Origin of the sequence: Massiliimalia massiliensis, assembly GCF_900155615.1 — a bacterium.
Classification (GTDB): Bacteria; Bacillota; Clostridia; order Oscillospirales; family Ruminococcaceae; genus Massiliimalia; species Massiliimalia massiliensis.
On record NZ_FUHT01000004.1, the window covers coordinates 374,041 to 389,364 of the forward strand.

The following is a 15,324-nucleotide window of genomic DNA, read 5'->3' on the forward strand; positions in this document are numbered from 1 at the left end:
AGCGCACTGCATGAAAAAACGGAACATCTCTTTCGGATATCAATTTGAAAACGGTAAAATCATCCGGCATCCTGCGGAAAGCCGAATTGTCAGCAACATATTTGAAGACTATCTGCAGGGCGGCTCGCTTCTGCAAATCGCCAAAAAGCTGAATGGCTGCGGTGCCGAATATATGCCCGGCGTCACCGGCTGGAACAAGGCGCGGCTGAAACGGATTGTGGAAGACGTCCGATACCTCGGTGATGAAACCTATCCGCCGATTATAGATACAGACACCTTCAGCAAAGCACAGAAGATAAAAGCCGAGCGAAACACGCAGAAAGACATTGATCGAAGCGCCGACATCTATAGCTTAAATATCCCTGTCTGCTGTGAGCAATGCGGCCAGCTTATGCGCCGTATGCATGACAGTCGAACCTCCTTCGGTGAAAAGTGGATTTGTCAGGGTTGCGGAGCCACCATAAAGATCGGCGATGAAGAACTGCTGACCGCTGTCACCGAATGTCTGAACAAGGCAATCGCTGATACAAGACTGATCGATGTGCCGATCAAACAAAAGGAACCGTCCTCCTGTCTCCGACGATTGGAAAACGAAATCGGGCAACTACTGGACAGCTCTGAAATTGAAAAGGAAACACTGAAAAACAAAATATTTGAATGTGCCTCGCTCCGGTATTCTGAGATGGATACCACCGAGAGCGTGACAGAAATGCTGAAAGTGACCTTTGAGAAATCGGGGCCGCTTTCTCAATACAGCCAAGAGTTTACAGAACGCACCGTTACCGCTATCCTCTTGAACGGTGACGGAAACGTCAGCATCACATTAAAAAACGATCGCAAGATCGGAAAGGAGATCGCAAATGGAACAGACTGCAGTAATGCCTCAAAAGAGAGTCCGCGCAATCCCGCCGACAATACAGCCGATCAACGTATACAGCACACAGTATATCACCAAGCGAGTGGCGGCCTACTGCCGCGTGTCAACCAAGCAGGATGAACAGCTCAACAGCTACGAAAATCAGGTGAATCACTACACCGACCGCATCAACCGGGAAGCCGGATGGAAGCTCGTAGGCATTTATGCCGACAAGGGGATCACCGGCACCAGCATGAAAAAGCGTGACGAATTCAAAAAGCTGATTCGGCAATGCAAACGCGGCAAGGTAGATATGATCATTGTCAAATCCATCAGCCGATTCGCACGAAACACACTCGAATGCATTTTGATAACCAGAAAACTGCGGGATATCAATGTGGATGTATATTTCGAGGAACAAAACCTACACAGCATCGAACCGTCCTCTGAGTTTTATATCGCGATATATGGTTCGATAGCTCAAAGCGAATCAGAGAACATCAGCCACAATGTGGCATGGGGCAAGGCACAAAGCGCCAAAGAAGGCAATGTGTTCATTGCCTACAAATCCTTTCTCGGATACCGCAAAGGCGCGGACGGCAAGCCGGAAATTGATCCCGAACAAGCCCAAACGGTACGGCTGATTTACAACGAATTTCTCGCAGGCAAAAGCCTGCAGCAGATTGCCAGTAACCTGACGGAAACAGGCGTCCCCACACCGATGGGCAAAACAGTATGGCAGCCCGGCGTGGTGCAATCCATCCTATCCAATGAGAAATACAAGGGAGATGCACTTCTCGGAAAAACATACATCAAAGATTGTATCAGCAAAAAGGTCATCGTCAATGCCGGAGAGCGTACACGATACTATGTAGAAAATAATCATCCGGCAATCATCGATGATGAAACCTTTGCACTTGCCCAAGAGGAACTCGCAAGACGCGCTTCAAAAAGAAAGGTCAAACAGATCGGCTCAACTACGGAGCAAGGCAAATACTGCGGCAAATATGCTCTCACCGAACTGCTTGTCTGTGGGGAATGCGGAACGCCATACCGCCGATGCACATGGACGGTAAACGGAAAAAAGCGAATCGTATGGCGATGTATCAGCCGTCTCGACTTCGGAAAGAAATACTGCCACCAATCCCCGACAATGGACGAAAAGCCACTTCAAGACGCCATTATGCAGGCGGTCATGAAAGTGGCACAGACGAATCCTCATGTACTGCAAACCCTCAAGATGCATATACAGATGGGGCTCGGCGGTGAAGCCGGTGAGGACGAAAGCATGGATATCCAAATCCGAATCGCACAAATCGACAAGAAATTCAAGGACATCCTAAACAGCGTAACCGCCGAAAATCAGCAGAGCCTGCTCACTGATCCTCGCATCGGAGAACTCATGAGCGAAAAGAGAATACTTGAAAACCGACTTGCCGAGTATGCTGCTGCCGAGCAAAAACGAGCCGATACAGAGTCAAGGCTGGCCAACCTATACACCATACTCGAAGGAATGAAAAATCATCCGATGGAGTATGATGACAGGATGATACGAAAAATACTGCGGTGCGTAGTGGTACAAACCAAACAGCGCATCAAAGTGATTTTTATAGACGGGCTCGAAATGGAAGTGGAGGTGGAGCAATGAAATTGGACAGGGGGTTCAAGATCAAGAGTTCAAATCCCACCTCCGAAATGCCAAAAATATCTTTTTCATGTGGCTTAGACAAATGTTAAAGAATCGCCTTAAATAGGCGGTTCTTTTCTTTTATCCCCCAATTTTATTTAATTTTATCTAGAATACTAATTGCGCGTTCTTCTTCTCTGGGACATAAATGACTGTAGGTATTTCAGGTGATTTCAATTTTTGAGTGTCCTAAACGTCAGGCAATCTCTTGTATATTGATCCCTTGGTGAATTTTTGGGAATATACTCCATTTTGACGGCATAGTTTAGCATGGCACGAAAAGTCGTAAAGCTATTCTTTTTTGTAATTATCGATCAATCCCGGGCGGCAATATCATTTTTCCAACTTTGCAATACTGAAACGCTAAGCCGATTCAGGCGTGTGTCTTTGAAGGCGGGCAAAACATCCCGGCGCAAAATTTGCTCTACTTTGTCCAGTGCGCTTTCCCGCACCTCATGGAATTTCATCTTGATAGATTCGTCAAACAGTTTTTGAACTGTGATTTTTTTAGCGGGAGACTGATCTTTTATCTCGGATTTTAATTTGGTCTCAAGATCATTTGCCTCAGCCAATCCATAGGCGACACGTTCTATTTGTGTGCTTTGCCATCACTGTCAGTATAGTTGAGGCGCACGCGGTAACGTTGTTTTCCATCCTTTTTTCCGCCCGATTTTTGAATTGGCATAGTATCACCCTTTTAGAAAGTTATACCCGGTGAGAAATCACCGGGATTTTCTATTTATATAGTCTCAGCACTTTCAACTGACATAGATTGATAATACTGCTCTGCAAGTAATGTATGACGCGTTAAGCGTTCCGGACATAAACCTGGAATCGATGAAATCCATCGTTACCTCCGGGAAGGCAATGAAAGCGGTTTACTGGCCTTTGATCTGCCGGTGTGAGGAAAAGATGACCGCCTGGAAGCCGGCGCTCAACTGGCTGAGCGAGTTGATCCTTTACGCGGCTGAGGTGTTCCCGGAACTGAAAAAAGAATACGGAGAGTTCGCTGCCGCCGAGCATATCGTCATGATTGATAACCAGTACCCATTGCCGGAGGATGAGGACGAAGAACGCACCCTGGACATGCAGGAGGTAACAAACCAGACGCGTTCCAGAAAGTCCTACCTGATGAAGTGGGGAGGAACAGCGCGGCAGGGCATGACAGCCGATGAAGCCGACGAGGAGCTTTCCCAGATGGCAAAGGAACGCGAAATGCTGGAGGATAGCTTTGAGGGTGATATCTAATGCCTTACGGACATGTAAAGCAGTACCGCGACCTGGTGCGGGAAGCGCAGAAAAAGCGGATCAGGATTACAAAGGAGCAGCAGAAGGAAATCAGAAAGCTTTATGGAGAGATCGCGGCCGACCTTTCCTCCCGGCTGTCCCGTCATTCGGATCAAACGCTGACCTATCGCTGGCTCAAGGACTATGCAAAGGAACTCAGGCGCGAAAGCAGGGGAGTTTACAGGGTGATTCGAGACTTGGTACAAAATACCATGCTGGAGACAGCAAACGCTGTTACAGGCGCGGAATCGGCGTTCTGGAGCGGGCTTGTCCCGGAGCTGTCGGAACGGTTTGCCGATGTGTTTTCCAAAATCCCCGACAGTGTTGTCAACGAGCTTTTAAGCGGCGGGGTCTACAGGGACTTTACCGGCCTGTCGGAACGAATCTGGAACTATCAGGGAAAGTTTAACAGGGATATCCAGTACGTCATTAACCAGGGGATCGTTGCAAAGAAACCGGCGTATGACCTGGCGAAGGATTTAGAGATTTACCTGAATCCAAAGGCAGCGAAACCGTTCGACTGGTCAAGGGTTTATCCGGGGATACATAAGACGGTAGACTACAACGCCCAGAGGCTGGCGCGAACCGGCGTGACCCATGCCTATCAGATGTCGTTTCAGCGAAGCACGAGGGAGAATCCCTTTATTGAAAAGTACAAATGGCTGTCCTCCAACAGCGGGCGGAGCTGCGAGCTGTGCCGGCAGAGGAACGGACGGCTGTTTGAAAAGGACGAGCTTCCCTTAGACCACCCGAACGGGATGTGTACGGTAATTGCGGTGATCCCGAAAAGCTATGAACAGATAGCGGATGAACTGGCTGACTGGGCGAACGGGAAAGAGAATCCGGGGATTGACAGGTGGCTGGAAAGTGGTAAAATATCGGTAAAAGCATCTGGAAATAATTTTAAAAAAGATTTTTCTGCAGATCTGAAATATTTAACCAGCAAGGACTATCAAAATAAATTTAGAGGCTTGACTGCCAGCCGAAAAGTTGACAAAAAGCTATATCAGTATACTAGTGCGGTTATCAAAGAAAATAACGGAAAGGCAACCGAAACGATTGTATTTCTCGATTCGAAAACAGGAAAAAGACTATCCGTAGTTAGGACAGGAGATTATGGGGGAGATGATATTTATTTGCCCGATACAAATGGAAAACTAATTTTGACACACAACCACAGTGCGAGCGATTCTTTCAGTATAGAAGATATTGAGTCATTAAATCTGATCGATGATCTGGAAATGATAGTTGCCGGAGGGCATGACGGTACGGTGTATACTCTGAGAATAGGAGAGGAAACACGTTTAGAAGGCTTTGACCTGGAACATGCAAAATTGCAATGGCAGCGTTACTATAGGACAAATGGAAGAAACGCTCATATGGCGACTGAAAAGCTTGCAGAAGAGTATGGATGGGAGTATAAGGTAAGATGAGTGACTTTGTAAAAAACATCTCACAATGGATTTATTATGCGGAGCCAGGAACAGAAAAGCTGTATCAATATGACACTGCCAAAATACGAAAAGACGCGCCCAAAGCTGCAGTTCAAGCATTTGAAGCGTGGAAGAAAAAAATGCAGCAGCGGAATAGAAGTGGGAAAAAATATATTTGCATATATGATAAGCCTTTTCATGAAAGGACATTGGAAGAGGAAGTATGCTGGAATTTAAACGCATGTGGAAATGTTAGAACCAGATTGATCTGCTTATTACAAAAAGAGCGGGAAGATCTAAAAGGCGGCGCATCGCAGACAGTGGAACATTATTTTGATGAGATGCTTTCAGAGTTTTAAAGCCTGCCTTTTGGGGTCGGAGGATTAACATGGAAAACAAATATTTGAAAAACGCATTTCAATCTGGAACCGAGTTTGACGGAGACCCGTATCATGACATGATCTTTAGTCCCGTTTGCAATGGCTGCAAACATCTTCTTCCCGGAATGTATTTATGCGAGGCGTTCCTGGATGGGATACCTCCTGAAATTTGGATTGGAAAAACAGATCATAGTAAGCCGTATCCGGGAGATCGGGGGATTCGATTTGAAAAGGGAAGAGACACATAAAAAAATTTTATATGTTCACGATTTTGACCCTGCCAAAGAGTATCCGCCGGGAACTGAGTTTGTATTGAACGATGATATGTCGTGGATATTGGACGATTTAAAAAAAGAGATGGAAAAAGAGGGTGAAAATAATGACGATTGACACAAAACATCAAGTACTGTATGCTTTGTATTCTGAATATCAAAAAGATGTTCCAGATATGGAAACTGTACATGCCGAGGTGTTAGACTTAAAAGTAGTTGTGTTTAATGCGGCTTTGTTAAAACTGCAAAACGAAGGATATATACAAGGTTTTGATTGGCGGCCTCCGGAAACAATGGACGCTCGTAAAATTATCTCTTCATATAGAAAAAACATCTATCTTACCAGAAAAGGAGTAGAGTATGTAGAGAAACTGGCAAGTATCGACGAGAGTATGCCTTCGCGCAAAAAAATTGCCGAACTCGCAAAGCAAGTTGGGTTATTCGGAATGGATATCCTAAAATCATTTATCCTATCACAAATTACTTAACCGCCTATTAAGGCGGTATTTTTATGCCCAAATTCAATAAATCAAGACACGAAGCGAAAGCCTAGTGTCTTTTTTTATACCCATTTTTAAAAATGACCGGCCCGGCGTCGTTAATCCACGGGACAGCGGAGGAACGGAACCTCGTTAAAAACGTGTAGCTGAGAAAGGACACAGATGGACAGAAAATTTTTAACCGATTTGGGATTGGAAAAAGAAGTGATTGATAAAATCCTGGATCAGAACGGAACAGAAATCACAGATTTAAAGACCCAGATCAAAGCAAAGGACGTTGAAATCAGCACATTGCGTACTGATTTGATCAACGCAAACAACAAAGTTGCAGACCTTTCAAAAGTCGACGTGAAAGATTTGCAGACCCAGCTTGCCAATGAAAAGGCGGCGCGGGTAAAGGACAAACAAGCCTGGAGCTTATCCAGCACGCTGGCAAAGGCCGGATGCGATGGATGGCTATGCCGGGAATGCTGACGGTACTCCTATCGACAGGGTCCAGATATTAGATTAAAAAGAGATAACAGAAGTAAGGCCGCTTAGGAATGTTTTGATCCATCCTTAAGCGGTTTTTAGTTTAAAAAGAATATATGTAAAATATTGTCGAAATTGGTCAATTCATCAATAAATTATCTATTGATATTTGTGCCTTACTATTAAAATTTATTCAATATGTAAATTTTTTCGTCACAATACATAATATGAACTATAGTTCGTGGAAGCCTGATCAAAAATGTAATATTCTTCCAATTAAGGAGGGATTATGTAATGTTTCGGCACCATTTTTCAAAAGATATTTATCAAGCACGTAAACAATTGGGCCTAACACAGCAGCAGGTCTCGGAGAGAATGAACATGTCGCTGCGGGGATATCAAAAGATAGAGAAAGGAGAAGTGAAACCGACAACAGAAAATTTTATCAGGCTCGTTTTGATTTTTCATATTCAGGTAGAAGATTACAGGGAGGACGTATTTTAGAATGTATCTTTATCAGCACAGACATGAACTGCAATACTTAGAAGAAGTTGGAAATTATGGCACATTTTGCATAGAGGTTTATGCAAAAGACAATGGGCATTGGAAAAAGATAAAGGAGGTTTCTGACGTTTCTACAGACATTGATATAGTATTGAACCTAATATCAATTTGTAATATAGAACAGCTTGATCCGATTCATCTAATAAATGTTATTGAAGACTTTATTGGATAAAAGTATTACGATTAATATACCGGCAGGGATTAATCTTTCTGCCGGGTTTTGATAATTTGTCGTCAATTGATTATAAACTTCTTTTGTAACAGGGTTTTACATGTTATTTTTGTCCTTGGTAGGGACGAGGTCGCCAGTTCGAATCTGGTCAGCAGCTTCAGGAAAAAGCTTTTAAATCTCATTATATCGGGGTTTAAGACACCGTTTTATTTTCTAATACTTTTTGTTATTCCAGTTTGTTTTAATGAGGGCTGGGATTTTATAAGATAATAGGAGGCCAAGAAATTATTTTCTTGGCCTCCTATTTAATTTTTGTTCTATCAGAACAATTATAGATTGTTAGTATTAGGGGAATGGCTAATCAATCCTGACCCGCTGGCTGCGCAGCTCCTTTTGGAGTGTTTTGACATCGACATTCCGTGGGAGGACATCCTGTCGCACAGACAGTGCGCTCGCAGTTCCGGCCGCCTGGCCGGTCACCATAGCGAAATCTACCTGCCGGGTTATAGTCGTAGCCCGCCGCATAGAAGAACAGCAGCGGCCTGCTACCAGCAGATTTTCAATTTCTAATGGAACAGTGATACGGTACGGAACCTGGAAATATGCCTCTGTAAAGGCAGGCAGAACCCCTTCTGCTCCATCCATGCAGACGGGATAAACTCCGATAGAATCCTCAAAGCGCTTCTCATCAAAGATATCCTTAAACTGCATCCGGTATTCACCAATGATTCTTCTCGTTTCCCGAATACCGATAGTCATGGCAAAATTTCTAAGCTTTGCGTTTTCGAATCCCTTTTCGTATTTACGAAGAATCGGAATGATTTCGACAATGCTTTTTCTTGATTCAATTTCCGCTTTGGTTAGGCTGAGGACGTCTGTCCCGTCAGCCGGACACCAGCAGTGATTGAGTGCGGTCAGTTCATTTTTCGTCTTATAATTATAGATGAAGGACTTGTTGGTATATTTGGGCATTTTTTCTCCCGCTTCCCGGGCCTTTTGAATGCCGTGATACATTTTCCGATGCATAACAGGGTGACGCTGCGACGGATCAGAATCTGCTTCTGCTTCTACTGCATCAACATCGATATCTGTAACACCGTATACAAGGGTGGCTCCAAGAGGTTCCCCGACGCCAAGATCGCCGGTTGGTTCTTCCGCCATAACACAGGATACCCCGGCGCGATAGGCAATATCCGCGTCACCAGTACAGTCTACTACCCGTTTAGCCAGGATGGCCTTCCTGCCAGATTTTGATTCCGTTACTACGCCGACAATTTTGTTTCCGTCCATTAAGGGCATCACGCCCATACAGTGCAGGATGGGCGTGACACCATTTTCCTGTATGTATTCATCGGCTACATATTTAAACATTTCCGTATTATACGCAATGGAGGTGGCAGGCTTGAAAAAGCTTTTCTGAACAGCTCCCATAGCGATCATTTTCTGGTCAAGATCCTCGACAACACCGCCCGGCATTGTTGTACGCTCCTCCCGCCACCAGGATGGCGGTTCCATAGAGGAGATGGAGATCAGCCCGCCCAGACATCCGTACTGCTCTACGAGTATCGTTTTAGCTCCGGTTCTTGCCGAGCCGACAGAAGCTGCGATTCCCGCGGGGCCTCCTCCAACTACCACAACATCGGCCTTCATCAAAACCGGAATCTTGCGTTCCGGTTCAGTGATCATTTCACACATATTATTTCCTCCTATCCTGAAACTAAGAAATCCGGACTCCCTGATGCTGTAATATCTCCTGCAGCCGGCTGACTGGAACATTCCGAACCGGCAGGCCGTCTTTGATTGACAGTGCGCAGGCGATACCTGCGGCCTGGCCGGTAATCATACAAAAATCTACGCCTCGCGTGGTGTGGGTCGCGTCCTTTGTGGCAGAAACAGACCTGCCTGCGACCAGCAGGTTGTCAACCGCCTGAGGGATCATAATACGGTAGGGAATCTGAAAATGGGCGTTTGTCATCGCAGACCTGCACAGCTTCGGCCCGTCCATACAGACCGGATATACGCCGACTGAATCATCAAATTTCCGTTCGCCGATGATGTCCTCCAGCGTGAGCTGGTAATTCCCGATGATGCGCCTTGTTTCCCGAACGCCTACGGCTGTGGCAAACTGGCGAAGAGTTGCATCTTCAAAGCCAGGCTCATATCTGCGCAGAAGCTCCAGAGTATCCAGCGCCTCCTTCCGGGAAAGGATTTCAGCCTGGGTGAGGCTGAGCACGTCGTTCCCGTCAACGGGAACCCGAACCCGGTTAATAGCGGTCACTTCTCCCCGGGTCATCCGGTTGAAAATAACCTGATTTTGAAAACCGTTCGGTGGGATTGGATAATGATCTGCACGCGCTTTTGAAAAACCGTCGCTGATGAATTCATGCCGGACACGATCCAGCATTTCCGGGTGTATACTCAGGTTGTCACGAACTTTGGATATATCGACATTGGAAGCACCGAAAATCAGCGTTCCATACATCATATCCTCCTTTTCGTCTCTTCCAAGATTGCATTTTTCGAACGGAGCGCCGCATAGGGCGGCAATATCCGCGTCGCCGGTGCAGTCTACCACCCGTTTTCCAAGCAGGGCCTGCCTGCCGGATTTTGATTCGATAAAAACACCTTTGATTGCGCCGCTTTCTATGTATGGCTCTGTGACAAGGCAATGATAGACAGGCCGGATATGGTGTTCCTCCATCAGTTCGTCCACCACGAATTTGAGCATTTCTGTATCGTAGTTATAGGAGGCGGAGGGCTGAAAAAGCGGCTCCTCCGCCGCGCCATACGCAAGCATCTTTTTTTCCAGCAGTGCCTGTACGCCGCCGGGCATTACCGTATTCTTTTGCCGGCACCAGGATGACGGTTCCATATTACAGATTGCCGGGATTCCGCCTAAAAAGCCGTAGCGCTCTGCGATGATGACAGAAGCACCGGCATCCGCCGCGCCGATTGCTGCGGAAATTCCTGCCGGCCCTCCGCCGATTACCAGGACATCTGCTGACGCCAGAACTGGAGTTTGGCGTGAGGGCTCGGTCATTGTTTCATTCATTTTCTCATTTTCCTCTCATTCCGTAAGACTAATCCTTAATCCCTGTTGTTGCAATCCCCTTGACAAAGTACTTTTGCGCACTGATAAACAGGATAAAGATTGGAATCAGAGACAGGACGGAGCCTGCCATGATATATCCGATGCTGCTTGTCTTCAACCCCTTAAATTCCATGACGCCCAGCGGGATAGTATAGAGGTGACGGTCGGTAATAAACATCAGCGGATTTTCATAGTCGTTCCAGCAGAAAACAAAGGTGAACACTGTAAACGCTGCGATTCCGGCGGAAACAAGAGGGACAGCAATCCGCCAGAAAAGCCGGAATTCATTACAACCGTCGATTTTACCTGCCTCAAAAAGCTCGCTCGGCAGGGAAGAGAAGTATTGCTTGAGCAGAAAAGTTCCGAAGGTTGAAATACTGTTTGGAAGAATCAACGCCCAGAAGGTATTGTAAATCCCCAGGAAACGATAGATAACCAAACGCGGAACCAGGAGCATTGTGTTCGGAAACATCAGTGTGGCAAGATAAAGCAGAAAGATGATATTCTTTCCTTTAAAATTGATTCTTGCAAAGGCATATCCAGACAGCAGGCTGGTAATTACCCCGCCGATCGTGGATAAAATTGTTACATAAACTGTGTTGCCATAGTACTGATAAAAGGGTAGGATTCCAGACCAGACGTTTGTATAGTTGGAAAGAATCGGGTCTTTTGGAATCCACTGGATCGGAAAGGTAAAAATGTCGCTTTCCGGTTTAAAGGATGCTGACAGCATCCATACAAATGGCAGAATCATGGTCAGGCCGACAAGCAGCATCAGGATTGTCAGAAGCAGCTTAACGACCTTTTTTCCTTTTAAACCCATATGGGCTTTGGTACGCATCGCAAAACCTCCTTCTGTTTATCCTTCATGGACCCATCTGTCCGAGAATTTAAGCTGTATGAAGGTGATGATGAACACAAAGAGAAACAGGATAATCGAGGCGCTGCACGCGTATCCGATTTTATTGTATTCCACCGCCTGCTCATAAACATAGTATACAGTTACCATTGTGGAGTCGCCCGGCCCGCCGGTTGTCATGGTTTTTACCAGTGTAAATACATTAAACGAGCCGATAATGCAGTTAATTAAAACAAAAAAGGTGGTTGGCGAAACCATTGGAATGGTGATTTTAAAGAAACACTGGATCGCGTTCGCCCCATCGATTTCCGCAGCCTCATAAAGACTCGCGGGGATACATTGCAGGCCGGCGATAAACAGCACCATATAATACCCGACAGCTTGCCAGACTCCGATGATCATCAAAGCGGGCAGGGCAGAATTGGAGGATGTAATCCATCCGGGTACATTTTCGATCCCAATGCTTTTCAATACGCTGTTGATCGGCCCATAGTTAGGAGAATATAAACTCGTCCAGACCATGGCCACTGCGACCATCGAAGAAATATACGGCATATAAATCATCAGACGTACCAGGCTTCTGCAATGAATTTTGTCGTTGATAATAACGGCAAAGATCAACGCCAGCGCTACGGTGAACGGGACAACGATTACCGCATATTGCAAGGTGTTCAACAGGGAAGTCAAAAAGGTATCGTTATGAAAAAGCTCTATAAAATTGTCTATTCCGGCAAAGCGGATGCCCGAAAAACCGGAAACTAGGTTCCACTCGGTAAATCCCAATAAAAAAGAACAGATGATTGGCAGAAAGCGGAAAATGACAAATCCAATAAAGCTCGGCAGCAGAAAGCACCAACCAATCAGTGTGCTTCTGCGAATGCTTCTCTTCGCAACCAGTCTATTCAGATTGGTTATTGCGTGACGGTCTAATTTCGTTGCTGTCGCCACACCATCACCCCCTATGTGATAAAACTTCTCTGGTCAAACGGGAACTGGTTCCCGTTTGACCAGGTGAATAAAATTATTTTGCTTTTGCAATCAGTTCGTCTGCATTTGCTTTCAGGTCTTTGATCGCTTCCTCCGGTGTTTTTTCATTAAAGAACACCTGTTCAATCTGCTTATCCATTTCGCCTACAACCTCTGACTGCGCGGTTGCAATTGTTGTAAATTTAAAGCCAGGAATACGCGCGATTTCGCTTTCCGGACTGGTGAAAGCGTGCAGCATTTCATCTGTGCTGACTCCCTCGCAGGAATAAATTTTGTCAATACAGATCTGTTCAATCTCTTCTGACGGGAAGTATGAAGCGGTCGGCTGCATATATTTTTCTGCTACGCAGACGTCAGGACGTTCGATACAGTACCATTTCATGAATTCAAAGGCAGCGTCTTTATTTTTGCTGCTTGCTACCATGCTCAGGTCACTGAATTCGTACATGGTCTGCAACGGATCGCCTTTCTTTTCTACCGGCATGGTAACAATACCAACCTCAAAATCATGAGCGTTATCCGGTAGGGAGCCCCAGTTGGAAATATTAAAGGTAGGAACGATGTCCATCGCGTATCCACCCTTATAGAACAGAGCGGTGCGGTTCGCATTTGCGTCTAAGCTAGCCTCTGCAAACTCATTAAATGGTTTCTGAGCACCTGCTTCCTGAAGGTCGTACAACCACTGCAGGCTTTCCAGGAAGGCCGGATCGTCAAAGTTGCTGGCGCTTCCATCTTCCTTGTACATGGCGTTGAGTCCTAATTTCAGGCTGGCGCGGTAGTACCAGGTTTCCTTTGGCATCAGACAGGTTCCGTATACACGGTTGACACCTTCACCGGAGGAAACCTTTTTGGCAATCTCATCAAATTCATCCCAGGTCCATCCCTCTTCCGGATAGGCAACCCCAGCCTCATCAAAGATGGATTTGTTATACATAACAGCATATAATTTGTTTGCATAAGGCATGGAGTAGTGGTAGCCGTTGATTGTGGTGATTTCACTGGCGGCTGATCCGAACACCTCGGCGTAATCGAGACCGTTTTTCTCAAAGTATTGGTCTAAACCTTCCAGCAGATTGTTTTCTACCCTGAGCTGCAGATGGTCGGTAGACCATTGCGAAGTAACATCCATCGGTTCATTAGCCATCAGCATGGTGTTCATCTTGATCATTGCGTCAGGCGAGTCAGGAATTGGTTTGTATGTAAGATGAATGTCATCGTGGGTCTCATTGAAGGTTTTCTCCATGAGCTCCATTTCGGGGATTGGTGTCCAGTGATAGAAGATAACCTCTGTTTTTCCGTCTGCGGTAGTTCCTCCTTCGCTTGTTTCCGGTTGATCAGAAAAATCACCGCATCCGGCCATCATTCCAACCGCCATACCGGCCGCCAAAATAATTGACATCAGTTTTTTATTCATTTGTCTGCCTCCTTCATGAATATAAGACTTTTTGAATGGTTGCTTTTTTACCGATTGCATTGAAACCCTAACTCTTTCAGAATCGACTGAAGATGACGAAATCCCTCTGGCATAAAAAAGATATTTGCCGGCATTAACATTTTTAGCTTCAAGAGATTTTATGAGACAAGCCCAGTAAATTATGATTGATTCCGCAATTTTTATTGCTTTGGAGAGTGTGGATTTCAATGAATTTTGATAATTAAAATTCGATATCGATTTTTCTGATTATCATAATAGCATAATAATATTTGTTTGTAAAGATATTTTTGTTAATTTCATCAAAAAAATATTTTATTATAAGAAATTTACTTTTGTTATATAAAAATATTATGCGAAAATCAATAATAGAACAAAAAAAGAGGGTATGCAAAAAGCATACCCTCTTTTTTTGTTTTATCGGTTAATTTTTGGAACGGATAAAGGTGTTAGAGCCCAGCAGTTGGGAGATTTTATCCGCAATTTGGATTAGGAAGTCCAGGTTTTCCTCGATTTTTTCATCTGTCATTCGAAAGATCGGCCCGGTCACGCTGAGTCCGGCGATGATTTTTTGGGTGTAATCCCGGATTGGAACAGCGATACAGCGGGCGCCGATCTCACATTCCTCGTTGTCGAACGCATACTGGTTCTTCCTCGCGGCCTGCAGTGCTTCCATCAGCTGCCCCTTGGTTGTGATGGTGTTTTCTGTAAAGGACGGAAGCCCCTTTTCGGCAATCAGTTTATTGATATATCCTTCATCATGATCCAGCAAAAGAAGCTTGCCAACGCCGGTACAATGCATGGGCGCGCGGCTTCCGATCCTCTGCATGGTGCGCAGCATCTGGTCTGGCCCTGAGATAAAGCCGATATATACTACCGTCATATCCTCTTCAATCGCCAGGCAGACGGATTCGCCAAATCGTTCTGAGATTTGCTTCATATAGGATTGCGCAAAATCAAATAGACGGATTTCCGCGCTGACCATATTAGCAACAGAACAGATTTTAAAGGTCAGGTAGTATTGCAGGGTGGAGGGATTTTGCGCGACATATCCGCAGTCTTCAAGGGAAACAAGAAAACGCAGTACTGTGCTGGAATTTGATTCCAGAGCCTGTGCAATATCCTGGAGCCGCATTGGCTCGCGGTTGCGGGCAAGTAGTTCGATAATTCTCATTGTCTTTTCCGCTGAGAAATTTTTTGCGGTCGGCTTATCAGATTGTTTCATGCATAAATCCTCCAGTAATCACCATTTCTAATATTTTGTCAATTATAGTGTAAATCAAAAGAGAAATTTTTTCAATAGTCATATTGCACATGAATTTCAATAAATCGA

18 protein-coding genes are annotated in these 15,324 nt (G+C 45.3%); 10 read left to right on the forward strand and 8 right to left on the reverse strand.

Features of this window, described 5'->3' with window-relative positions; translation table 11 throughout:
• The first annotated feature begins 10 nt into the window (after nucleotides 1-10).
• Together CZ360_RS14275 and CZ360_RS10330 are read left to right on the forward strand one after the other, a co-directional pair.
• Nucleotides 11-997 carry a recombinase family protein gene (locus CZ360_RS14275; protein WP_077534125.1) on the forward strand — a complete coding sequence of 329 codons (987 nt, stop codon included), beginning with the start codon at nucleotides 11-13 and terminating at the stop codon, nucleotides 995-997.
• The gene (locus CZ360_RS10330) at nucleotides 879-2,504 is read left to right on the forward strand and encodes a recombinase family protein (RefSeq protein ID WP_229408067.1); all 1,626 of its coding nucleotides are present in this window, start codon (nucleotides 879-881) and stop codon (nucleotides 2,502-2,504) included. The genes CZ360_RS14275 and CZ360_RS10330 overlap by 119 nt, the downstream gene beginning before the upstream one ends.
• A 212-nt stretch (nucleotides 2,505-2,716) precedes the next feature.
• Here CZ360_RS10330 and CZ360_RS14380 read toward each other — a convergent pair whose 3' ends face one another.
• Nucleotides 2,717-2,854 (reverse strand): phage integrase SAM-like domain-containing protein, encoded by a 138-nt coding sequence (locus tag CZ360_RS14380; protein WP_407656989.1) that lies wholly within the window; start codon nucleotides 2,852-2,854, stop codon nucleotides 2,717-2,719.
• A gap of 3 nt (nucleotides 2,855-2,857) precedes the next feature.
• Nucleotides 2,858-3,115, reverse strand: a complete 258-nt coding sequence (locus CZ360_RS10335) for a tyrosine-type recombinase/integrase (protein ID WP_077534127.1) — start codon at nucleotides 3,113-3,115, stop codon at nucleotides 2,858-2,860.
• A 223-nt stretch (nucleotides 3,116-3,338) separates the two neighbouring features.
• Here CZ360_RS10335 and CZ360_RS10340 point away from each other — a divergent pair, with 223 nt between their 5' ends.
• The 8 genes from CZ360_RS10340 (at nucleotide 3,339) to CZ360_RS10375 (ending at nucleotide 7,622) form a co-directional block, all read left to right on the forward strand.
• Nucleotides 3,339-3,791, forward strand: a complete 453-nt coding sequence (locus CZ360_RS10340) for a phage portal protein (RefSeq protein ID WP_077534128.1) — start codon at nucleotides 3,339-3,341, stop codon at nucleotides 3,789-3,791.
• Entirely contained in the window at nucleotides 3,791-5,263 is a 1,473-nt protein-coding gene (locus CZ360_RS10345) for a structural protein (protein WP_077534129.1), read from the forward strand. The genes CZ360_RS10340 and CZ360_RS10345 overlap by 1 nt, the downstream gene beginning before the upstream one ends.
• A complete protein-coding gene (locus CZ360_RS10350) occupies nucleotides 5,260-5,622 on the forward strand; it encodes a hypothetical protein (protein WP_077534130.1) in 363 nt (120 codons plus the stop codon). The genes CZ360_RS10345 and CZ360_RS10350 overlap by 4 nt, the downstream gene beginning before the upstream one ends.
• Before the next feature lie 171 nt (nucleotides 5,623-5,793).
• Complete coding sequence (locus CZ360_RS14095; RefSeq protein WP_159438236.1) at nucleotides 5,794-6,033, forward strand: hypothetical protein; 240 nt, start codon at nucleotides 5,794-5,796, stop codon at nucleotides 6,031-6,033.
• The gene (locus CZ360_RS10360; RefSeq protein WP_077534132.1) at nucleotides 6,023-6,403 is read left to right on the forward strand and encodes a YjcQ family protein; all 381 of its coding nucleotides are present in this window, start codon (nucleotides 6,023-6,025) and stop codon (nucleotides 6,401-6,403) included. Before CZ360_RS14095 ends, CZ360_RS10360 begins: the two co-directional genes overlap by 11 nt.
• 174 nt (nucleotides 6,404-6,577) lie before the next feature.
• Nucleotides 6,578-6,889, forward strand: a complete 312-nt coding sequence (locus CZ360_RS10365; RefSeq protein ID WP_077534133.1) for a phage scaffolding protein — start codon at nucleotides 6,578-6,580, stop codon at nucleotides 6,887-6,889.
• A gap of 291 nt (nucleotides 6,890-7,180) precedes the next feature.
• On the forward strand, nucleotides 7,181-7,390 hold the full coding sequence (locus CZ360_RS14385) for a helix-turn-helix domain-containing protein (RefSeq protein ID WP_077534134.1): 210 nt from the start codon (nucleotides 7,181-7,183) through the stop codon (nucleotides 7,388-7,390).
• A gap of 1 nt (nucleotide 7,391) precedes the next feature.
• On the forward strand, nucleotides 7,392-7,622 hold the full coding sequence (locus CZ360_RS10375) for a DUF6514 family protein (RefSeq protein WP_077534135.1): 231 nt from the start codon (nucleotides 7,392-7,394) through the stop codon (nucleotides 7,620-7,622).
• A gap of 357 nt (nucleotides 7,623-7,979) precedes the next feature.
• Here CZ360_RS10375 and CZ360_RS10380 read toward each other — a convergent pair whose 3' ends face one another.
• From CZ360_RS10380 to CZ360_RS10405, 6 genes are all read right to left on the reverse strand, one after another.
• The gene (locus CZ360_RS10380; protein WP_077534136.1) at nucleotides 7,980-9,317 is read right to left on the reverse strand and encodes an FAD-dependent oxidoreductase; all 1,338 of its coding nucleotides are present in this window, start codon (nucleotides 9,315-9,317) and stop codon (nucleotides 7,980-7,982) included.
• A 22-nt stretch (nucleotides 9,318-9,339) separates the two neighbouring features.
• A complete protein-coding gene (locus tag CZ360_RS10385; RefSeq protein ID WP_077534137.1) occupies nucleotides 9,340-10,674 on the reverse strand; it encodes an FAD-dependent oxidoreductase in 1,335 nt (444 codons plus the stop codon).
• A gap of 28 nt (nucleotides 10,675-10,702) precedes the next feature.
• Nucleotides 10,703-11,554, reverse strand: a complete 852-nt coding sequence (locus tag CZ360_RS10390) for a carbohydrate ABC transporter permease (protein ID WP_229408042.1) — start codon at nucleotides 11,552-11,554, stop codon at nucleotides 10,703-10,705.
• Between the two features lie 18 nt (nucleotides 11,555-11,572).
• Entirely contained in the window at nucleotides 11,573-12,520 is a 948-nt protein-coding gene (locus tag CZ360_RS10395; protein ID WP_159438237.1) for a carbohydrate ABC transporter permease, read from the reverse strand.
• A 73-nt stretch (nucleotides 12,521-12,593) separates the two neighbouring features.
• Complete coding sequence (locus CZ360_RS10400) at nucleotides 12,594-13,973, reverse strand: ABC transporter substrate-binding protein (protein ID WP_159438239.1); 1,380 nt, start codon at nucleotides 13,971-13,973, stop codon at nucleotides 12,594-12,596.
• 442 nt (nucleotides 13,974-14,415) lie between these two features.
• Nucleotides 14,416-15,216 (reverse strand): IclR family transcriptional regulator, encoded by an 801-nt coding sequence (locus tag CZ360_RS10405; RefSeq protein ID WP_077534140.1) that lies wholly within the window; start codon nucleotides 15,214-15,216, stop codon nucleotides 14,416-14,418.
• Nucleotides 15,217-15,324: the final 108 nt, after the last annotated feature.